Genomic DNA, 16,295 nt, shown 5'->3' on the forward strand with positions numbered 1-16,295 from the left:
TCCCCCTGCTGCCCCGGAACCCGAGACCTCTGCGGCCGCGCCCGCAACCGATCCGCTGGCCCCGCTCATCGAAGCCCTGCGCAGCGGCGACTCGATCATCATCTTCCCCGAGGGCACGCGCGGCCACACCGGCGAGCCGCAGAAGTTCAAGTCGGGCCTCTACGCGCTCGCCACCATGTTCCCCGAGGTGGTGCTGGTGCCGGCCTGGATCGACAACGTGCAGCGCGTCATGCCCAAGGGCGAGATCGTGCCCGTGCCCATTCTTTGCTCCGTCACCTTCGGCGCGCCGATCCGCGTCGAGGAAGGCGAGGAGCGCCGTCCCTTCCTCGACCGTGCACGCGCCGCGGTGATCGCTTTGCGCGATGTCTGACATGAAGCACTTCTCGATCGGCCTGCACAACAGCCGCGCCCATTGTGTGAAGGGCGCCGGGTGGCTCCCGCAGCGAAATAAAGGAGGAGGCCGCAGGCCGGGGGACATTCGCGGAGGGAGCTACCCGGTGGCCTTCACACACGCCCTGAACAAACCCGAAGCGCAGTAAAAAATGAACCAGTTCCTGCGCAACCTGACCCCGACCCAGCAGGTCGCCGCCCTCTTCCTCATCGTCTTCGGCGTGCTCGCGATCGTGAGCGCCACCGCGTTCTTCCTCACCTTCAGGGAACGCCGCAACCCCGTGCACGACGCCGCCTGGCAGGCCGAGCTGGCCCACTTCCGCGGACTGCTCGGCACCACCTGGTTCATGGCCGTGATCTTCTGGATCGGCTGGGCGCTGGGCGAGACGGTGGCCACCGTGCTCTTCGCGCTGATCGCCTTCTTCTCGCTGCGCGAATTCATCACCCTCTCGCCCACGCGGCGCGGCGACCACCGCAGCCTCATCCTCGCCTTCTTCGTGGTGCTGCCGATCCAGTTCTGGCTCGTCGCCACCGCGCGCTTCGACCTTTTCACCGTCTTCATCCCGGTCTACGTGTTCCTCGCCATCCCGGTGGCGAGCGCGCTGGCCAACGACCCGAGCCAGTTCCTCGAACGCAACGCCAAGCTGCAGTGGGGCATCATGGTCTGCGTCTACGGCATGAGCCACGTGCCCGCGCTGCTGCTGCTGAGCTTCCCCGGCTACGAAGGCAAGAGCGCCTTCCTCGTGTTCTTCCTGGTGTTCGTGGTGCAGACCTCGGTGCTGGTGCAGCACCTCATCTCGCGCCGCACCCAGCGCGCGCCCTTCGCGCCCAACGTGAGCCGCAGCTTCAACTGGACCAGTTGGGGCATCGGCATCGTGGTGGCCAGCCTGGTGGGTGCGCTGTTCTCCTTCATCACGCCGTTCAAGTTCGCCCAGGCGCTCGCGGTGTCGGTCATCGCATGCATCGCGGGGTCGATGGGGCACCTGGTGATGAAGGCGCTCAAGCGCGACCGCGGCATTCCCAACTGGGGCAAGAAGGGCGTGGGCGTGACCGGGGCCAACGGGCTGCTCGACCGCGTCGACGCGCTGTGCTTCGCGGCGCCGATCTTCTTCCACTCGATCCGCTGGTACTTCAACGCCTGAGGCAGCAAAGGCCTCCTTCCTGTTCATGCGAATTCTCGGCATCGACCCCGGCTTGCAGACCACCGGCTTCGGCGTGGTCGACGCGGACGGCCATGCGCTGCGCTACGTGGCCAGCGGCACCATCAGCACGCGGCACCTGGGCACCGGCAACCTGCCGGCACGGCTCAAGGTGCTGTTCGACGGCATCGCGGAAATCACGGCGCGCTACCAGCCCGATACGTCGGCGGTGGAAATCATCTTCGTCAACGTCAACCCGCAGTCGACGCTGCTGCTGGGGCAGGCGCGCGGCGCATGCGTGACCTCGCTGGTCAACAGCAACCTCTCGGTGGCCGAATACACCGCGCTGCAGATGAAGAAGGCCGTGGCCGGGCACGGACAGGCCGCCAAGGCGCAGGTGCAGGAGATGGTGAAGCGCCTGCTCGACCTGCCGGGCCTGCCCGGCGCCGACGCGGCCGATGCGCTGGGCATCGCCATCACGCATGCGCAGGTGGGGCGTTCGATGGCGCGGCTCGCTCAGGCGGCCGAGCTTTCGAAGACGCATGCCGGCACCTACCGGCAGGGCCGCTCGCGCTGACTCAGCGCACGATGTAACGCAGCTCGCCCAGGCGCTTGCGGCGCTCGCGCACTTCGGCCGCCACCGAGGCGGCGTCGCCTTGCAGGGCGCGCGCGATCCACGACGCCAGCTGCGGCATGTCCTCGGCCGTGAAGCCGAGGCGCACGATCTCCGGCACGCCGAGCCGCAGGCCGTTGATGTCGCCTTCGACCGGCGCCACGGGCAGCCCGATGCCGCAGGCCAGCAGGCCGCCTTGCGCGAGCAGCTTCGCGGCGCGCTGCCCGCCGCCCCAGCGCGCGGCCTCGACCGCCAGCTGGTGCGACTGCGTGAAGCCGCGCGCCCTGGCGAACACCGGCAGCCCCTCAGCATGGAGCGCGCGCGCCAGTGCCTGCGCGGTCTCGCGCATCGCGGCGGCATAGGCCTTGCCGTGCACCTTCCAGTCGAGCAGCCCGCGGGCCAGCGCGGCGGTTCGGCCCGCGTCCGAATTGGCCGTGAGGCCGGGATAGGCGATGGCGTCGATGCGCTCCATCAGCGCCGCGTCGTTCGACACGATCAGCCCGCCCGCCGGGCCGCCCAGGCTCTTGTAGGTGCTCATGGTGATGGCATGCGCGCCCTCTTCGAGCGGCTGCGGCCATGCCTTGCCGGCCACCATGCCCGACAGGTGCGCGGCGTCGAACAGCAGCTTCGCGCCCACGCTGTCGGCAATCTCGCGGATGGCGGGCACGGGGTGCGGAAAGAGATTGAGGCTGCCGCCGATGGTGATGAGCTTCGGTTTCACCTCGCGCGCCAGCCGGGCCAGCGCGCCCACGTCGACGGTGTAGCCGTCGGCATCGACGGGCGCCGGCACGGTCTTCAGGCCGTAGAGGCCGGCCGCGCCCGCCGCATGGTGCGTGACGTGGCCGCCGATGGTGGCGGGTGGCGCGATGATGGTGTCGCCGGGCTGGCAGGTGGCCATGAACACATAGAGATTCGACAGCGCGCCGGAGCCCACGCGCACCTCGGCGAACTTGGCGCCGAACACCTCGGCCGCCAGCTCGGCGGCGACCACCTCGATGCGCTCGATGGCTTCCAGCCCCATCTCGTATTTGTCGCCGGGATAGCCGAGCGACGGGCGCGAGCCGAGCCCGCGCGACAGCAGCGCCTCGGCCGCCGGGTTCATGACGTTCGTGGCGGGGTTGAGGTTCAGGCCGTCGACATCGTGGATGCGGTGGTTGTCGGCCACCAGCCGCTCGATCTCGGCGGCGACGCCGGCCGCGTCGCGCGCTGCGGCATCGGCGGCAATGGAGAGCACGTGGTCTTCGCTGGCGGCGGGAACCCAGGGGCGGCGTTGCAGGGCGGCAGGCATGCGGCGTATCTCGCTGGAAGTGGTGTGTGGCCGCATCGTCGCGCGCCGCACGGCAGCGGGCAAACCGGATAATCTGTGCCCCAGCCTTAGAAAAACTTGGCCTGATCTTTCTCGTTCTCGATGCCGCTCGCACCGCCCCGCCCCCGCCTGCCTCCGCACACCGCCGTGCGTGCCTTCGAAGCGGCCGCGCGCCACGGCAGCTTCGCGCGGGCGGCGGAAGAGCTGTTCGTCACCCCGGCCGCCGTCGCGCAGCAGATCAAGGCGCTGGAGAGCTGGGCCGGCGGCGCGCTGTTCGAACGGCACAGCCAGGGCATACGCCTGAGCGCGCATGGGCGGCGGGCCCTGCCTGCCCTCAGCGCCGCCGTCGACCAGCTCGGCCTCGCGGTGCAGGCGCTGCGCCACGAGACCCAGACCGCCGCTCGCCGCAGCACGCTGCAAGTGGCGGCCCTGCCTGCCGTGGCGCAGCTGTGGCTGTCGCCCCGGCTCTCGCGATTGAAGGCCGCGCTGCCCGGCGTGCAGGTGTCGGTGACGGCGCTCGAGCACCCGCCGAACTTTCGCCGCGAGCCCTTCGACCTGGGGTTGTTCTATGCGCGGGCCGGTGAGCACATCGAGACGGCAGTCGGTGCGCAGGCGATTCCTCTGGCGCGAGACCGGCTGCTTCCCGTCTGCAGTCCACGCCTGCAGCAGCCGCTGCCCAGCGGCCGGCCCCGATCGCTCGACGACCTGGCGGAACTGCTGGCCCGCTGCGGCGGCCTGCACGACACCGTGTGGCAAGACGACTGGCGGCGCTGGCTGCAAGCCACGCGCGCAGGCACCACGGCGGCCGAAGCCGATGCGCTGGCCGCGGGGCCGGACTTCTCGCTCTACAGCCTCGCGCTGCAGGCCGCGGTCGACGGCGAAGGTGTGTTGATGGGCCGGGAACAGCTCGTCGCGCCGCTGCTCGCCCAAGGCAGGCTGCATGCGCCATGGGGACGGCCGAAGGCGCTGGGAGATACCGTCATGCTGCTGGTGCCGGCCCATCGCAAGGGGCCGCTGCTGGCGCAGCAGGTGCAGGCGCTGCAGGCGTTGGCCGCCTGAGTGCCAAGGGGCCTGGGGCGTCGGCTAGGCCACGCGCTCGGCGATCAGCACCGCGAAGAAGCCGAACGCCGCCAGCAGCGTCCACTTCAGCACGATCCAGCCGAAGCGCCGGTACTTGACCTGCCCGGTGCCCGCATAGAACGCAAAGGACACGCCCGCCACCAGCAGAAGCAGCAGGATGGCCCAGCGGAAAAGAAGCATGTGTGAACGTGGCCTGCGCCGGGCCTACCAGGCGCGGGCGACTTCGCCGAAGCCGCGCGGTGCGCGCTTCTCGTCTTCGAAGGTCACGACTTCGTAGGCGTCGCTGTGCGAGAGCAACTCGCGCAGCAGCTTGTTGTTCAGCGCATGGCCCGAGCGGAACGCGGTGTACGCGGCCAGCAGCGGCTTGCCGATGATGTACAGGTCGCCCATGGCGTCGAGGATCTTGTGCTTCACGAACTCGTCGTCGTAGCGCAGGCCGCCTGCATTGAGCACCTTGGTGTCGTCCATCACGATCGCGTTGTCCAGGCCACCGCCGAGCGCGAGGCCCTTGCTGCGCATGTACTCGACCTCTTTCGTGAAGCCGAAGGTGCGGGCGCGCGCGATGTCGCGGCTGTAGGAGTCGGTGCCCAGGTCGAACTCCACGCGCTGGCCGGTGGAATTGACGACGCGGTGGTCGAAGTCGATCTCGAAGCTCAGCTTGAAGCCGTGGTACGGCTCCAGCCGCGCCCACTTCTCGTTGGCGCCCTCGCCCTCGCGCACCTCGACCTTGCGGGTTACGCGGATGAAGCGGCGCGGCGCCTTCTGCAGCGCGATGCCCGCGCTCTGCAGCAGGAACACGAAAGAAGAGGCCGACCCGTCGAGGATCGGCACTTCGTCGGCCGTGATGTCGATGTAGAGGTTGTCGATGCCGAGGCCCGCGCAGGCCGACATGATGTGCTCGACGGTCTGCACCTTGGCGCCGCCGGTGGAGACCGTGGACGCCAGGCGCGTGTCGGTGACCGACTCGGCGGTCATGCGGATGTCGACAGGTTCCGGCAGGTCGACGCGGCGGAACACGATGCCCGTGTCGGCCGGGGCCGGTCGCAGGGTCAGCTCCACGCGTTGGCCGCTGTGGAGCCCCACGCCCACGGCGCGGCTGATCGACTTGAGGGTTCGTTGTTGCAGCACGCCGGCGATTTTAGGCGCGCCACGGGGGTGGCGGCCTATGCCCCTGGCTATGGCACCGATAGACATGGGTTCTATGCAATCCCGCCGGATGCGCGCGAAATGGACGCAACGGGCACGAAGCGAACGCAGTGTGCAGAGCCGGTGAACGTCCCTTTCAGGTCGTCACCGTGGCCCCTTGCGAACCCTCGTGCCCGCTGCGTCCGGTCCGTCGATTCGCGGGACACCGCGGAACCGGCTTTGCCGGGCCGCAGGTGTCGCCCCCGGCAGGGGGTTGGCGAAGCGACACGAAGTGCGCGCAGCCTGGGGGCGAGCCAGGCTCAGTCGGCCTGGCGGCGCAGGAAGGCCGGAATCTCGAAGTCGTCCATGCCGCCCGACGACAGCGCGTCCACCTTGGCGGCGGCCATCGTGCGGTTGGTGCGCCACACGCTGGGCACGGCCATGCCGTCGTAGTTCGGCTGGCTGCCGCTGCTGTGCGCGTGGCCGGTGCCGCCCAGCGTGGGCACGGTGAAGCCGATGTTGTCGGTGCCGGTGCGGATCACTTCCAGGGTCGGGGCCTGGCGGCGTGCGTCGGCGCGCGACAGGCCGGTGGCCACCACGGTGACGCGCATCTCGTCGCCGAGGCTGTCGTCGTAGGCGGCGCCGTAGATCACGTGCGCGTCCGGCGAAGCGTAGGCGCGGATGGTGTTCATCGCCAGCTTCGACTCGTTCAGCTTCAGCGAGCCCTTCGATGCCGTCACCAGCACCAGCACGCCCTTGGCGCCCGACAGGTCGATGCCTTCGAGCAGCGGGCAGGCCACTGCCTGTTCGGCGGCGATGCGCGCGCGGTCGGGGCCCGCGGCCGCGGCCGTGCCCATCATGGCCTTGCCGGGTTCGCCCATCACGGTGCGCACGTCTTCGAAGTCGACGTTCACGCCGCCGTACTCGTTGATGATTTCCGAGATGCCGCCCACGGCGTTCTTCAGCACGTCGTTGGCTTGCGCGAAGGCCTCGTCCTGCGTGACGTCTTCGCCCAGCACGTCGAGCAGCTTCTCGTTGAGCACCACGATCAGCGAGTCGACGTTGGCTTCGAGCTCGGCCAGGCCGGCGTCGGCGTTGGTCATGCGGCGACCGCCTTCCCAGTCGAAGGGCTTGGTCACCACGCCCACGGTCAGGATGCCCATTTCCTTGGCGACGCGCGCGATCACGGGAGCCGCACCGGTGCCGGTGCCGCCGCCCATGCCGGCGGTGATGAACAGCATGTGCGCGCCGTCGATGGCCGCGCGGATGTCGTCCACCGCCGCTTCGGCCGCGTCACGGCCCTTCTCGGGCTTGCTGCCGGCGCCCAGGCCGCTGGTGCCGAGCTGGATGATCTTGTGCGCGCTGCTGCGCTGCAGTGCCTGGGCGTCGGTGTTCGCGCAGACGAACTGAACGCCCTGCACACCGCGCTCCATCATGTGGGCGACCGCATTGCCGCCGCCACCGCCGACGCCGATCACCTTGATCTGCGTGCCCTGATTGAACTCTTCGACTTCGATCATTTCGATGGTCATTTCTAACTCCTTGAATCTTGCAGTTGCCGTTATGTGTCTATGAATATTTCTTGTGCCGCGACTGGAACAACGATGCGCTCGTCATGGCGGTGGACCTGTTCGTCGCCATCGCTCGTTGAAGTGCAATGGAGGGCTGCCGCGCGCGAGCCAGAGTGGAGACTTGATCATCGTCAGAAATTCCCCACTATGAAGTCCTTGAAGCGCCCGAATGCGGTTTTCACCGACCCGTTCTTCTGCGCGACCTTGAAGCCGCGCATGCGCGCGAAGCGTGCCTCTTCGAGAAGGCCCATGACTGTAGCGGCGCGAGGCTGCGCGACCATGTCAGACAACGCGCTGGAATACTTTGGAATGCCGCGTCGCACCGGCTTGAGGAAGATGTCCTCGCCGAGTTCGACCATGCCGGGCATCACCGCGCTGCCGCCCGTGAGCACCACGCCCGACGACAGCACTTCTTCATAGCCCGACTCGCGCACCACCTGCTGCACCAGCGAGAAGATTTCCTCGATGCGCGGCTCGATCACGCCGGCCAGCGCCTGCTTGCTCAGCATGCGCGGTCCGCGGTCGCCGAGCCCCGGCACTTCGACCTGCGTGTCGGGGTCGGCCAGCAGCTGCTTGGCGAAGCCGTTCTCGACCTTGATGTCTTCCGCGTCCTTGGTCGGCGTGCGCAGCGCCATCGCGATGTCGCTCGTGATGAGGTCGCCCGCGATCGGGATCACGGCCGTATGGCGGATCGCGCCGTTGGTGAAGATCGCCACGTCGGTGGTGCCCGCGCCGATGTCGACCAGCACCACGCCCAGTTCGCGCTCGTCCTCGGTCAGCACCGCCTGGCTGGAGGCCAGCGGGTTCAGCATCAGCTGGTCGACCTCCAGGCCGCAGCGGCGCACGCACTTGATGATGTTCTCGGCCGCGCTCTGCGCGCCGGTCACGATGTGCACCTTGGCCTCGAGCCGCATGCCGCTCATGCCGATCGGCTCCTTCACGTCCTGGCCGTCGATCACGAACTCCTGCGGCTCCACCAGCAGCAGGCGCTGGTCGCTGGAGATGTTGATGGCGCGCGCCGTCTCCACCACGCGGGCCACGTCGGCGGGCGTCACTTCCTTGTCCTTCACCGCCACCATGCCGCTCGAGTTGATGCCGCGGATGTGGCTGCCGGTGATGCCGGTGTAGACCCGGCTGATCTTGCAGTCGGCCATCAGCTCGGCCTCTTTCAGCGCCTGCTGGATGCTCTGCACCGTGGCGTCGATGTTCACCACCACGCCGCGCTTGAGCCCGTTGCTCGGCGCGATGCCGAGGCCGGCCAGCTTGAGCTCGCCGCCGGGCAGCACCTCGGCCACCACCACCATCACTTTGGCGGTGCCGATGTCGAGTCCTACGACCAGGTCTTTGTATTCTTTGGGCATTGATATGTCCTCGATTCCTCGGTATTCGCTACTTGATTTTTCTTGGGGCCTCTGGCGAGACCGTGGTGACGCCGCGCAGCCGCAATGCATACGCGTCGTTGTGGCGCAGATCGGCGCCTTCGACATCCGCCACCGTGCGGTGGTACTGGCCCGCGACCTGGGTCACGGTCTTCAGGAAGCGCTGCAGGCGGGCCGACACTTCCTCGCCCTGGCCTCGGCCCAGCTCGATCTCGGCGCCGGTGTCCAGCACGACCTTCCAGCTGCCCCGGCTCGACAGCGTGAGCTCGTCGATGCTGAAGTCATACGGCTTGAACTGCGGCTGCAGCACGCGGTACATGCCCAGCACCTGGCCGGCCTGCTCGATCGGGCCGTCCAGGCGCGGCAGGTTGTCGTCCACCTCGGCCACATTGGCCTCGAACACGTCGCCGAAGCCGTTGATCAGCTTCGAGCCCGCTTCGTCGCCCCAGATGGCCACCGGCACCTGCTCGGTCAGCGTCACGCGCAGCTTGTTCGGGAACTCGCGCCGCACCACCGCGCTGCGCACCCACGGCACCGACTCGAAGGCCGCGCGCGCGCGCAGCAGGTCGATGGTGAAGAAGTTGCCCTTGAGCTGCGGCGCCACGTTGGCGCGCAGCGTGACCGCGTTGTTGTGCGTGACCTCTCCGTCCACCTTGATGCCGACGATCGGGAAGAACGGCTGGCGCAGCACCCACCAGGCGCCCGCCGCAAGCAGCATGAGCGCCACCGCCGCGAACGCAAGGTTGGCGACGATGTTCATGAGCTTGACGTCGAAGGGCGCGGGGATGCTGTCAGCCATGGCTATAACGAGCCTCCCGTGGCGTCGAGCGTGGCCGAGGCCAGCACCCGCACGCAGAGTTCTTCGTAGGCGATGCCCGCGGCGCGGGCCGACATCGGCACCAGCGAGTGGCTGGTCATGCCGGGCGAGGTGTTCATCTCGAGCAGGAAGGGCTTGCGGTCGCTGGCGCGGATCATCACGTCGGCACGGCCCCAGCCGCGGCAGCCGAGCGTGCGGTAGGCGGCCAGCGTGATGCGCTGGATCTCGTGCTCTTCCGCCTCGGGCAGGCCGCTCGGGCACTGGTACTTCACGTCGTCGGTGAAGTACTTGTTCTGGTAGTCGTAGGCGCCTTCGGGCGCGGCGATGCGCACCACAGGCAGCGCACGCGCGTCGAGCCCGTGGCCGAGCACGGCGCAGGTCACTTCCTCGCCTTCGATGAACTCTTCGCAGAGCACGTCTGCGTCGTACTTGGCCGAGAGCGTGATCGCGTCCTGCATCTGGGAGTAGCCCTCGACCTTGGTCACGCCGATGGACGAGCCCTCGCGCGGCGGCTTCACGATCAGCGGCAGGCCGAGCACGTCAGGCACGGCCATGACCTGCTCGCGGCTTTGCTGGTCGAAGGCCAGGCGCACGTACTTGGGCGTGGGCAGCCCGTCGGCCTGCCAGATGCGCTTGGTCATGACCTTGTCCATGGCCACGCTGGAGGCCATCACGCCGGAGCCGGTGTAGGGAATGCCGAGCAGCTCGAGCGCGCCCTGCACCGTGCCGTCCTCGCCGTGGCGGCCGTGCAGCGCGACGAAGCAGCGCGCGAAGCCTTCGCGCTTGAGGTCGGCCAGCTCGCGCTGCGAGGGGTCGAAGGCATGCGCGTCCACGCCGCGCGAGCGCAGGGCTTCGAGCACGCCGGTGCCCGACATCAACGAGATTTCGCGTTCGGCGGAACTGCCGCCGAACAGCACGGCGACCTTGCCGAAGAGTTTGGGATCCTGAAGGCTCATGCGGCCCTCCCTTGGCGCGAATCGCGCTGCGATGTTGAGGGCGTGGCGCCCAGTTCGACCACCTTGGCCGGCACCGCGCCGATGGACCCGGCGCCCATCGAGAGCACCACGTCGCCCGGGCGGGCGTTGTCGAGAATGGCTTGCGGCATGGCGGCGATGTCGTCGACGAACACCGGCTCGACCTTGCCCGCCACGCGCAGCGCGCGTGCCAGCGTGCGGCCGTCCGCAGCCACGATGGGCGCCTCGCCGGCGGCATAGACCTCGCCGAGCAGCACCGCGTCGGCCGTGCCGATGACCTTGACGAAGTCCTCGAAGCAGTCGCGCGTGCGGGTGTAGCGGTGCGGCTGGAAGGCCAGCACCAGCCGGCGCCCCGGGAACGCGCCGCGCGCGGCCGCGATGGTGGCCGCCATTTCCACGGGGTGATGGCCGTAGTCGTCGATGACGGTGAAGGTGCCAGCAGCAGCAGCGGCGTCACCGCCCTGCACCGCCACGTCGCCGTAGCTCTGGAAGCGGCGGCCCACGCCCTTGAAGCCCGCCAGGCCGCGCTGCACGGCCTCGTCGGGAATGCCGAGCTCCACCGCCACCGCGATCACCGACAGCGCATTGCGCACGTTGTGCTCGCCGGGCAGGTTCAGCACGATGGGCAGGTCGGGCAGCGTCACGCCGTTGCGGCGCTGCGCGGTGAAATGCATCTGGCCGCCGACGGCGCGCACGTCGATGGCGCGCACCTGGGCGTCTTCGCCGAAGCCGTAGCTGGTCACCGGGCAGGTCACGCTCGCGACGATCTCGCGCACCGCGGGGTCGTCGGTGCACAAGATGGCCACGCCATAGAACGGCATGCGGTGCAGGAAGTCGACGAAAGCCTTCTTGAGCTTCGCGAAGTCGTGCCCGTAGGTCTCCATGTGGTCGGCATCGATGTTCGTGACTACCGCCATCACGGGCAGCAGGTTCAGGAACGAGGCGTCCGATTCATCGGCCTCGACCACGATGTAGTCGCCGCTGCCGAGCTGCGCATTCGCGCCCGCGCTGTTCAGGCGGCCGCCGATCACGAAGGTCGGGTCCAGGCCGGCGGCGTCGAGCACGCTCGCCACCAGGCTGGTGGTGGTGGTCTTGCCGTGCGTGCCGGCAATGGCAATGCCCTGCTTCAGGCGCATCAGCTCGGCCAGCATCAGCGCGCGCGGCACCACCGGAATGCGCTTCTCGCGCGCGGCCAGCACTTCGGGGTTGTCCGGCTGCACCGCGGTGGAGGTGACGACCGCGTCCGCGCCGTCGATATGCGCAGCGGCATGGCCCACGAAGGTACCGATGCCCAGGCCCGCGAGCCGGCGCAGCGTGGCGCTGTCGGCCAGGTCGGAGCCGGTGATCTTGTAGCCCAGGTTCAGCAGCACTTCGGCGATGCCGCTCATGCCCGAGCCGCCGATGCCGACGAAATGGATGTGACGGATCGCGTGCTTCATTTGGCAAGCTCCTCGCAGGCGCGGACGACCGCCTCGACGGCTTCGGTCTTCTGCATGGTCTTGGCCTTCGCGGCCTTGTCGATCAGCGCGGTGCGCTCTGTGTTCTGTAGCAAGTCAGCCAGCAATTCAGGAGTGAGGTCGGCCTGCTGCACCAGCCAGCCGCCGCCCGCGTCCACGAGGAAGCGCGCGTTGGTGGTCTGGTGGTCGTCGACCGCCGAAGGGAAAGGCACGAACAGCGCTGCTGCGCCGACGGCCGCGATTTCTGTGACGGTGCTGGCACCTGCGCGCGCGACGATGATGTCGGCGTCCGCATAGGCCTGCGCCGTGTCTTCGATGAAGGGCGTGAGTTCGCCTTCGACGCCGGCCGCCGTGTAGTTGGCGCGCAGCTCGTCGATCTGCTTGGCGCCACTCTGGTGCAGCACCTGCGGGCGCACGGCCGGCTCGATGCGGGCCAGCGCCTTGGGCACCACGGTGTTGAGGCCGCGCGCGCCCAGGCTGCCGCCCACCACCAGCAGCTTCAGCGGGCCGGTGCGGCCCGCGAAACGCGTGGCCGGATCGGCCTTGGAGGTGAATGCCTCGCGCAGCGGATTGCCCACCCATTGCGCCTTCTTCAGCACATTGGGGAAGGCGGTGAACACGCGGTCGGCCACGCCCGCCAGCACCTTGTTGGCGAGGCCGGCGACCGAGTTCTGCTCGTGCAGCACCAGCGGCTTGCCCATCAGCACGCCCATCATTCCGCCGGGGAAAGTGATGTAGCCGCCCAGGCCCACCAGCACGTCGGGCTTCACGCGGCGCACCACGCCCAGGCTCTGCCAGAAGGCGCGCAGCAGATTCAGCGGCAGCAGGAACAGCGTGAGCGGACCCTTGCCGCGCACGCCGCCGAACTGCACCGGCTCGAAGGCGAAGCCGCGCGGCGGCACGAGTTTTTCTTCCATGCTGCCGGGCGCGCCCAGCCAGTGCACCTGCCAGCCGCGCTCGCGCAGGGCCTCGGCCACCGCGAGTCCGGGGAAGATGTGGCCGCCGGTGCCGCCTGCCATGACCAAGGCAGTGCGCGTCATACGCGGCCTCCTCGCATCAGCACGCGGTTTTCATAATCGATGCGCAGCACCACGGCCAGCGCCACGAGGTTCATCAGGATGGCCGAGCCGCCGAAGCTCATCAGCGGCAGGGTCAGGCCCTTGGTCGGCAGCGCGCCCAGGTTCACGCCCATGTTGATGAACGCCTGGAAGCCGAGCCACACGCCCACGCCCTGCGCCACGAGGCCGGAGAACACGCGGTCCAGGGCGATCGCCTGGCGGCCGATGTGCATGATGCGGCGCGTGAGCCAGAGGAACAGGCCGATGATCAGCAGCACGCCGATCAGGCCGAACTCCTCGCCGATCACGGCGAGCAGGAAGTCGGTGTGCGCCTCGGGCAGCCAGTGCAGCTTCTCGACGCTGCCGCCCAGGCCCACGCCGAAAATTTCGCCGCGCCCGATGGCGATCAGCGAGTGCGACAGCTGGTAGCCCTTGCCCAGCGCATGCTCTTCGCTCCACGGGTCGAGGTACGCAAAGATGCGCTCGCGGCGCCACGGGCTGGTCGCGACGATGGTGCCGAAGGCCACCACCACCAGCGCGGCAATCACGAAGAACATGCGCGCGTTCACGCCGCCCAGGAACAGGATGCCCATGGCGATCACCGCGATCACCATGAACGCGCCCATGTCGGGCTCGGCCATCACCAGCATGCCGACCACCACCACCGCGATGCCCATCGGCAGCACGGCGCGGAAGAAGCGCTCCTTGATCTCCATCTTGCGCACCATGTAGCTGGCGGCGTAGAGCACCATCGCGAGCTTGGCCAGCTCCGAGGGCTGGAAGCGCATGAAGCCCATCGGCAGCCAGCGGCGCGCGCCGTTCACGTTGATGCCGATATGCGGAATGAGCACGGCCACCAGCAGCAGCAGCGACGCGACGAAGAGCCAGGGCGCGGCGCGCTCCCAGGTCTTCATCGGGATCTGGAAGGTCAGCAGCGCGGCGACGAACGCGAACACCACCGAGGCCGCGTGCCGCGTGAGGAAGTAGGAAGCGCTGTAGCCGGCGCGCGCGAAGCGCGGGTTGTCGGGCAGCGCGATGGAGGCCGAATACACCATGATCAGGCCCCAGGTCAGCAGCGCGACCGTGACCCAGACCAGCGCCTGGTCGAAGCCCAGCACGCGCATGGGCGTGGCCTTGGTCTGTGCGATGCCGGCGCCGCCCAGCCGCACGGGCAGGTGCACCGGCAGCGCGTCGATGCCGCTGCGGGCGCGCCTGAACCAGCCTCCGAAGCGGCTGGTGCGTGCGTTGGGCGTGGCGCCCGATGCGGCAGAGTTCAAAGCTGCTCCTCCGTCGTCGAAGAATCGCCCAGTCCGCGCGGGCTGTCCGCCCAGGCCTGCACGGCCTCGCGGAAGACATCGGCGCGGTGCTCGTAGTCCCTGAACATGTCGAAGCTCGCACAGGCCGGTGACAGCAGCACTGCATCTCCCGGATTGGCGCGGGCGGCGGCGGCCTGCACGGCTTCGTCCATGGAGCCCGCGCGCATCAGCGAGACGCCGGTGGAAGCCAGCGCGGCCTCGATGATGGGTGCGTCGCGGCCGATGAGCACCACGGCGCGCGCGTACTGGCGCACGGGCGCGGCGAGCGGCTCGAAGTCCTGTCCCTTGCCTTCGCCGCCGAGGATCACGACCACGCGTCGCTCTTCGCCCAGGCCGGCCAGCGCGGCCACGGTGGCACCGACGTTGGTGCCCTTGCTGTCGTCGAAGTACTCGACCTCGTCGACGATGGCGATGGGCTCCACGCGGTGCGGCTCGCCGTGGTATTCGCGCAGGCCGTAGAGCATGGGACCGAGCGGGCAGCCGGCGGCGCTCGCCAGCGCGAGGGCGGCCAGCGCGTTCATGGCGTTGTGGCGGCCGCGGATGCGCAGCGCATCGGCGGGCATCAGGCGCTGCAGGAAGATCTCTTCTTCCACCACGGCGCCGCGCTTGCGCTTCTGGGTTTCGTCGGCTTCCAGCGCGCGCACCAGCCAGGCCATGCCGTTGACGCGCTCGATGCCGTAGTCGCCCGGGCGCAGCGGCATCGCGGCGCCGAAGGTGACGTGCGCGCGGATCTGCGGACGCTGCAGCTTGACCTTGACGGGCGCGGGCAGCATCGCCATCACGCCGGCGTCGTCGCGGTTGAGGATCATCAGCCCGCGCGCGCCGAAGATGCGCGCCTTGGCCGCCGCGTAGGCCGGCATGTCGCCGTGCCAGTCGAGGTGGTCCTGCGTGAGGTTGAGCACGGTGGCGGCGGTCGGCTCGAAGTCCTGCACGCCGTCGAGCTGGAAGCTGGAGAGCTCGAGCACCCACACGTCGGGCAGCGTGCCGGCGTCGATGTGGGCCCAGAGCGTGTCGAGCAGCGTAGGGCCGATGTTGCCGGCCACGGCCACGGTCTTGCCCGCGCGCTCGACCAGCTGGCCGGTGAGCGAGGTGACGGTGGTCTTGCCGTTGGTGCCGGTGATGGCGAGCACCGCGGGCGTGTAGCCCTTGGGCGCCTCGGGTTCGACCGGCGGGGCCAGTTCGAGCTGCGGCGATTCTTCCTCGACGGCGGCGGAAGCCGGGTTGGTGGCGGAAAGCTCGGCGATCTTGGCGACGAACTCCGCGGCTTCCCTGGCGGCCGTGGGAACGTAGGGCTTGCCGGTGGCGGGCAGGCGGGAAACGGTGGCGGGCGCCGGTGCCGGGATGGCGACGGGAAGCTCGGCGGCAGCAGTTTCGACAGCTTCTGCGCTTGCCTCAGGGGCGGCAGCGGGTGCGTCGGCTTCCGGCGGCTGCGGCACGGCAACGCTGAGCGAAGGATCGCGCGGCATGGCCTCGGCTTGCGCGGGAACGATCGGCTCTGGCTCTGGCTCTGGCTCTGGCTCTGGCTCTGGCTCTGGCTCTGGCTCTGGCTCCGGCGCGGGTTCGGGCTGCTGCACAGGCTCCGCCACGGCCTCTGCCGGCTCGGCGGGCGCCGGCTCTTCCAGCGGCAGTTCTGCCTGAGGCTGCGGCTCGGCGGCTTCCACGGGCGCTTCGGGCACGGCTTCGGGTTCAGGCTCGGCTTCCGCCACCGGCACCTCGACCGTCCGCAGGTCCAGCAGCGCGCGCGCGAACAGGTCGAGTTCGCCGCCGACCGGCAGGCCCATGGCGCGTGCGGCATCGGCCACCGGCGCGATGGTCGCGGGCGACAGCCCCGGCGAGCGATAGACCGCGCGGATCGGCGTGCCTTCGACCAGCGCGGCCGTGAACGGACCGCCGACGAAAGCAACCTCCGGCCATTCCGCCTTCAGCGTCGCCAGCGAGGCGGGCGCCTCGCGGGTGTCGGCCACGGTCACGACGGCGCCGTGCCGCGCGCACCAGCGCGCCATCGCCAGCCCGGACGCGCCGAGGCCGAGGATGAGAACGTGGAGGTCTTTCAGGTGCCGCATGTGTCCG

15 protein-coding genes are annotated in these 16,295 nt (G+C 69.2%); 4 read left to right on the forward strand and 11 right to left on the reverse strand.

Annotated elements, in window-relative coordinates:
* The 3 genes from AC1RVW_RS19095 to ruvC form a co-directional block, all read left to right on the forward strand.
* The coding region (locus AC1RVW_RS19095; RefSeq protein ID WP_493201786.1) for a lysophospholipid acyltransferase family protein at positions 1 to 370 on the forward strand (370 nt) is incomplete at its 5' end.
* Between the two features lie 172 nt (positions 371 to 542).
* Positions 543 to 1,532 carry a phosphatidate cytidylyltransferase gene (locus AC1RVW_RS19100; protein ID WP_081270189.1) on the forward strand — a complete coding sequence of 330 codons (990 nt, stop codon included), beginning with the start codon at positions 543 to 545 and terminating at the stop codon, positions 1,530 to 1,532.
* 25 nt (positions 1,533 to 1,557) lie between these two features.
* Positions 1,558 to 2,106 (forward strand): crossover junction endodeoxyribonuclease RuvC, encoded by a 549-nt coding sequence (ruvC, locus tag AC1RVW_RS19105; protein WP_493201788.1) that lies wholly within the window; start codon positions 1,558 to 1,560, stop codon positions 2,104 to 2,106.
* A 1-nt stretch (position 2,107) separates the two neighbouring features.
* On the opposite strand, the gene AC1RVW_RS19110 is transcribed toward ruvC, so the two are convergent.
* Positions 2,108 to 3,430, reverse strand: a complete 1,323-nt coding sequence (locus AC1RVW_RS19110; RefSeq protein ID WP_493201790.1) for an alpha-methylserine aldolase — start codon at positions 3,428 to 3,430, stop codon at positions 2,108 to 2,110.
* 165 nt (positions 3,431 to 3,595) lie between these two features.
* Here AC1RVW_RS19110 and AC1RVW_RS19115 point away from each other — a divergent pair, with 165 nt between their 5' ends.
* On the forward strand, positions 3,596 to 4,507 hold the full coding sequence (locus AC1RVW_RS19115) for a LysR family transcriptional regulator (RefSeq protein ID WP_493201792.1): 912 nt from the start codon (positions 3,596 to 3,598) through the stop codon (positions 4,505 to 4,507).
* 24 nt (positions 4,508 to 4,531) lie between these two features.
* On the opposite strand, the gene AC1RVW_RS19120 is transcribed toward AC1RVW_RS19115, so the two are convergent.
* The 10 genes from AC1RVW_RS19120 to murD form a co-directional block, all read right to left on the reverse strand.
* Positions 4,532 to 4,708, reverse strand: a complete 177-nt coding sequence (locus AC1RVW_RS19120) for a hypothetical protein (protein WP_172839926.1) — start codon at positions 4,706 to 4,708, stop codon at positions 4,532 to 4,534.
* 24 nt (positions 4,709 to 4,732) lie between these two features.
* Complete coding sequence (gene lpxC, locus AC1RVW_RS19125) at positions 4,733 to 5,656, reverse strand: UDP-3-O-acyl-N-acetylglucosamine deacetylase (protein ID WP_172839925.1); 924 nt, start codon at positions 5,654 to 5,656, stop codon at positions 4,733 to 4,735.
* A gap of 317 nt (positions 5,657 to 5,973) precedes the next feature.
* Positions 5,974 to 7,185, reverse strand: coding sequence for a cell division protein FtsZ (ftsZ, locus tag AC1RVW_RS19130; protein ID WP_081270184.1), 1,212 nt, complete (start codon positions 7,183 to 7,185; stop codon positions 5,974 to 5,976).
* Between the two features lie 170 nt (positions 7,186 to 7,355).
* Positions 7,356 to 8,585, reverse strand: a complete 1,230-nt coding sequence (ftsA, locus tag AC1RVW_RS19135) for a cell division protein FtsA (RefSeq protein ID WP_081270183.1) — start codon at positions 8,583 to 8,585, stop codon at positions 7,356 to 7,358.
* Between the two features lie 28 nt (positions 8,586 to 8,613).
* Positions 8,614 to 9,402, reverse strand: coding sequence for a cell division protein FtsQ/DivIB (locus tag AC1RVW_RS19140; RefSeq protein ID WP_081270182.1), 789 nt, complete (start codon positions 9,400 to 9,402; stop codon positions 8,614 to 8,616).
* Between the two features lie 2 nt (positions 9,403 to 9,404).
* Positions 9,405 to 10,376, reverse strand: a complete 972-nt coding sequence (locus AC1RVW_RS19145; RefSeq protein WP_081270181.1) for a D-alanine--D-alanine ligase — start codon at positions 10,374 to 10,376, stop codon at positions 9,405 to 9,407.
* Positions 10,373 to 11,833, reverse strand: a complete 1,461-nt coding sequence (gene murC, locus AC1RVW_RS19150) for a UDP-N-acetylmuramate--L-alanine ligase (RefSeq protein WP_493201796.1) — start codon at positions 11,831 to 11,833, stop codon at positions 10,373 to 10,375. Before murC ends, AC1RVW_RS19145 begins: the two co-directional genes overlap by 4 nt.
* The gene (gene murG, locus AC1RVW_RS19155; RefSeq protein ID WP_081270179.1) at positions 11,830 to 12,891 is read right to left on the reverse strand and encodes an undecaprenyldiphospho-muramoylpentapeptide beta-N-acetylglucosaminyltransferase; all 1,062 of its coding nucleotides are present in this window, start codon (positions 12,889 to 12,891) and stop codon (positions 11,830 to 11,832) included. Before murG ends, murC begins: the two co-directional genes overlap by 4 nt.
* Positions 12,888 to 14,186: a putative lipid II flippase FtsW gene (ftsW, locus tag AC1RVW_RS19160; protein ID WP_081270178.1), complete on the reverse strand. Its 1,299-nt coding sequence runs from the start codon at positions 14,184 to 14,186 to the stop codon at positions 12,888 to 12,890. Before ftsW ends, murG begins: the two co-directional genes overlap by 4 nt.
* Positions 14,183 to 16,288, reverse strand: a complete 2,106-nt coding sequence (gene murD, locus AC1RVW_RS19165; protein ID WP_493201799.1) for a UDP-N-acetylmuramoyl-L-alanine--D-glutamate ligase — start codon at positions 16,286 to 16,288, stop codon at positions 14,183 to 14,185. Before murD ends, ftsW begins: the two co-directional genes overlap by 4 nt.
* Between the last annotated feature and the right edge of the window lie 7 nt (positions 16,289 to 16,295).

The sequence above is a fragment of the Variovorax sp. MPBD4-3 genome (assembly GCF_058809745.1).

Excerpts from the sequence above, each read along its gene's own strand:
- AC1RVW_RS19100 (WP_081270189.1), top strand. The coding sequence starts at position 543 with ATGAACCAGTTCCTGCGCAACCTGACCCCGACCCAGCAGGTCGCCGCC.
- ruvC (WP_493201788.1), top strand. The coding sequence starts at position 1,558 with ATGCGAATTCTCGGCATCGACCCCGGCTTGCAGACCACCGGCTTCGGC.
- AC1RVW_RS19110 (WP_493201790.1), bottom strand. The coding sequence starts at position 3,430 with ATGCCTGCCGCCCTGCAACGCCGCCCCTGGGTTCCCGCCGCCAGCGAA.
- AC1RVW_RS19120 (WP_172839926.1), bottom strand. The coding sequence starts at position 4,708 with ATGCTTCTTTTCCGCTGGGCCATCCTGCTGCTTCTGCTGGTGGCGGGC.
- ftsZ (WP_081270184.1), bottom strand. The coding sequence starts at position 7,185 with ATGACCATCGAAATGATCGAAGTCGAAGAGTTCAATCAGGGCACGCAG.
- ftsA (WP_081270183.1), bottom strand. The coding sequence starts at position 8,585 with ATGCCCAAAGAATACAAAGACCTGGTCGTAGGACTCGACATCGGCACC.
- AC1RVW_RS19140 (WP_081270182.1), bottom strand. The coding sequence starts at position 9,402 with ATGGCTGACAGCATCCCCGCGCCCTTCGACGTCAAGCTCATGAACATC.
- AC1RVW_RS19145 (WP_081270181.1), bottom strand. The coding sequence starts at position 10,376 with ATGAGCCTTCAGGATCCCAAACTCTTCGGCAAGGTCGCCGTGCTGTTC.
- murC (WP_493201796.1), bottom strand. The coding sequence starts at position 11,833 with ATGAAGCACGCGATCCGTCACATCCATTTCGTCGGCATCGGCGGCTCG.
- murG (WP_081270179.1), bottom strand. The coding sequence starts at position 12,891 with ATGACGCGCACTGCCTTGGTCATGGCAGGCGGCACCGGCGGCCACATC.
- murD (WP_493201799.1), bottom strand. The coding sequence starts at position 16,288 with ATGCGGCACCTGAAAGACCTCCACGTTCTCATCCTCGGCCTCGGCGCG.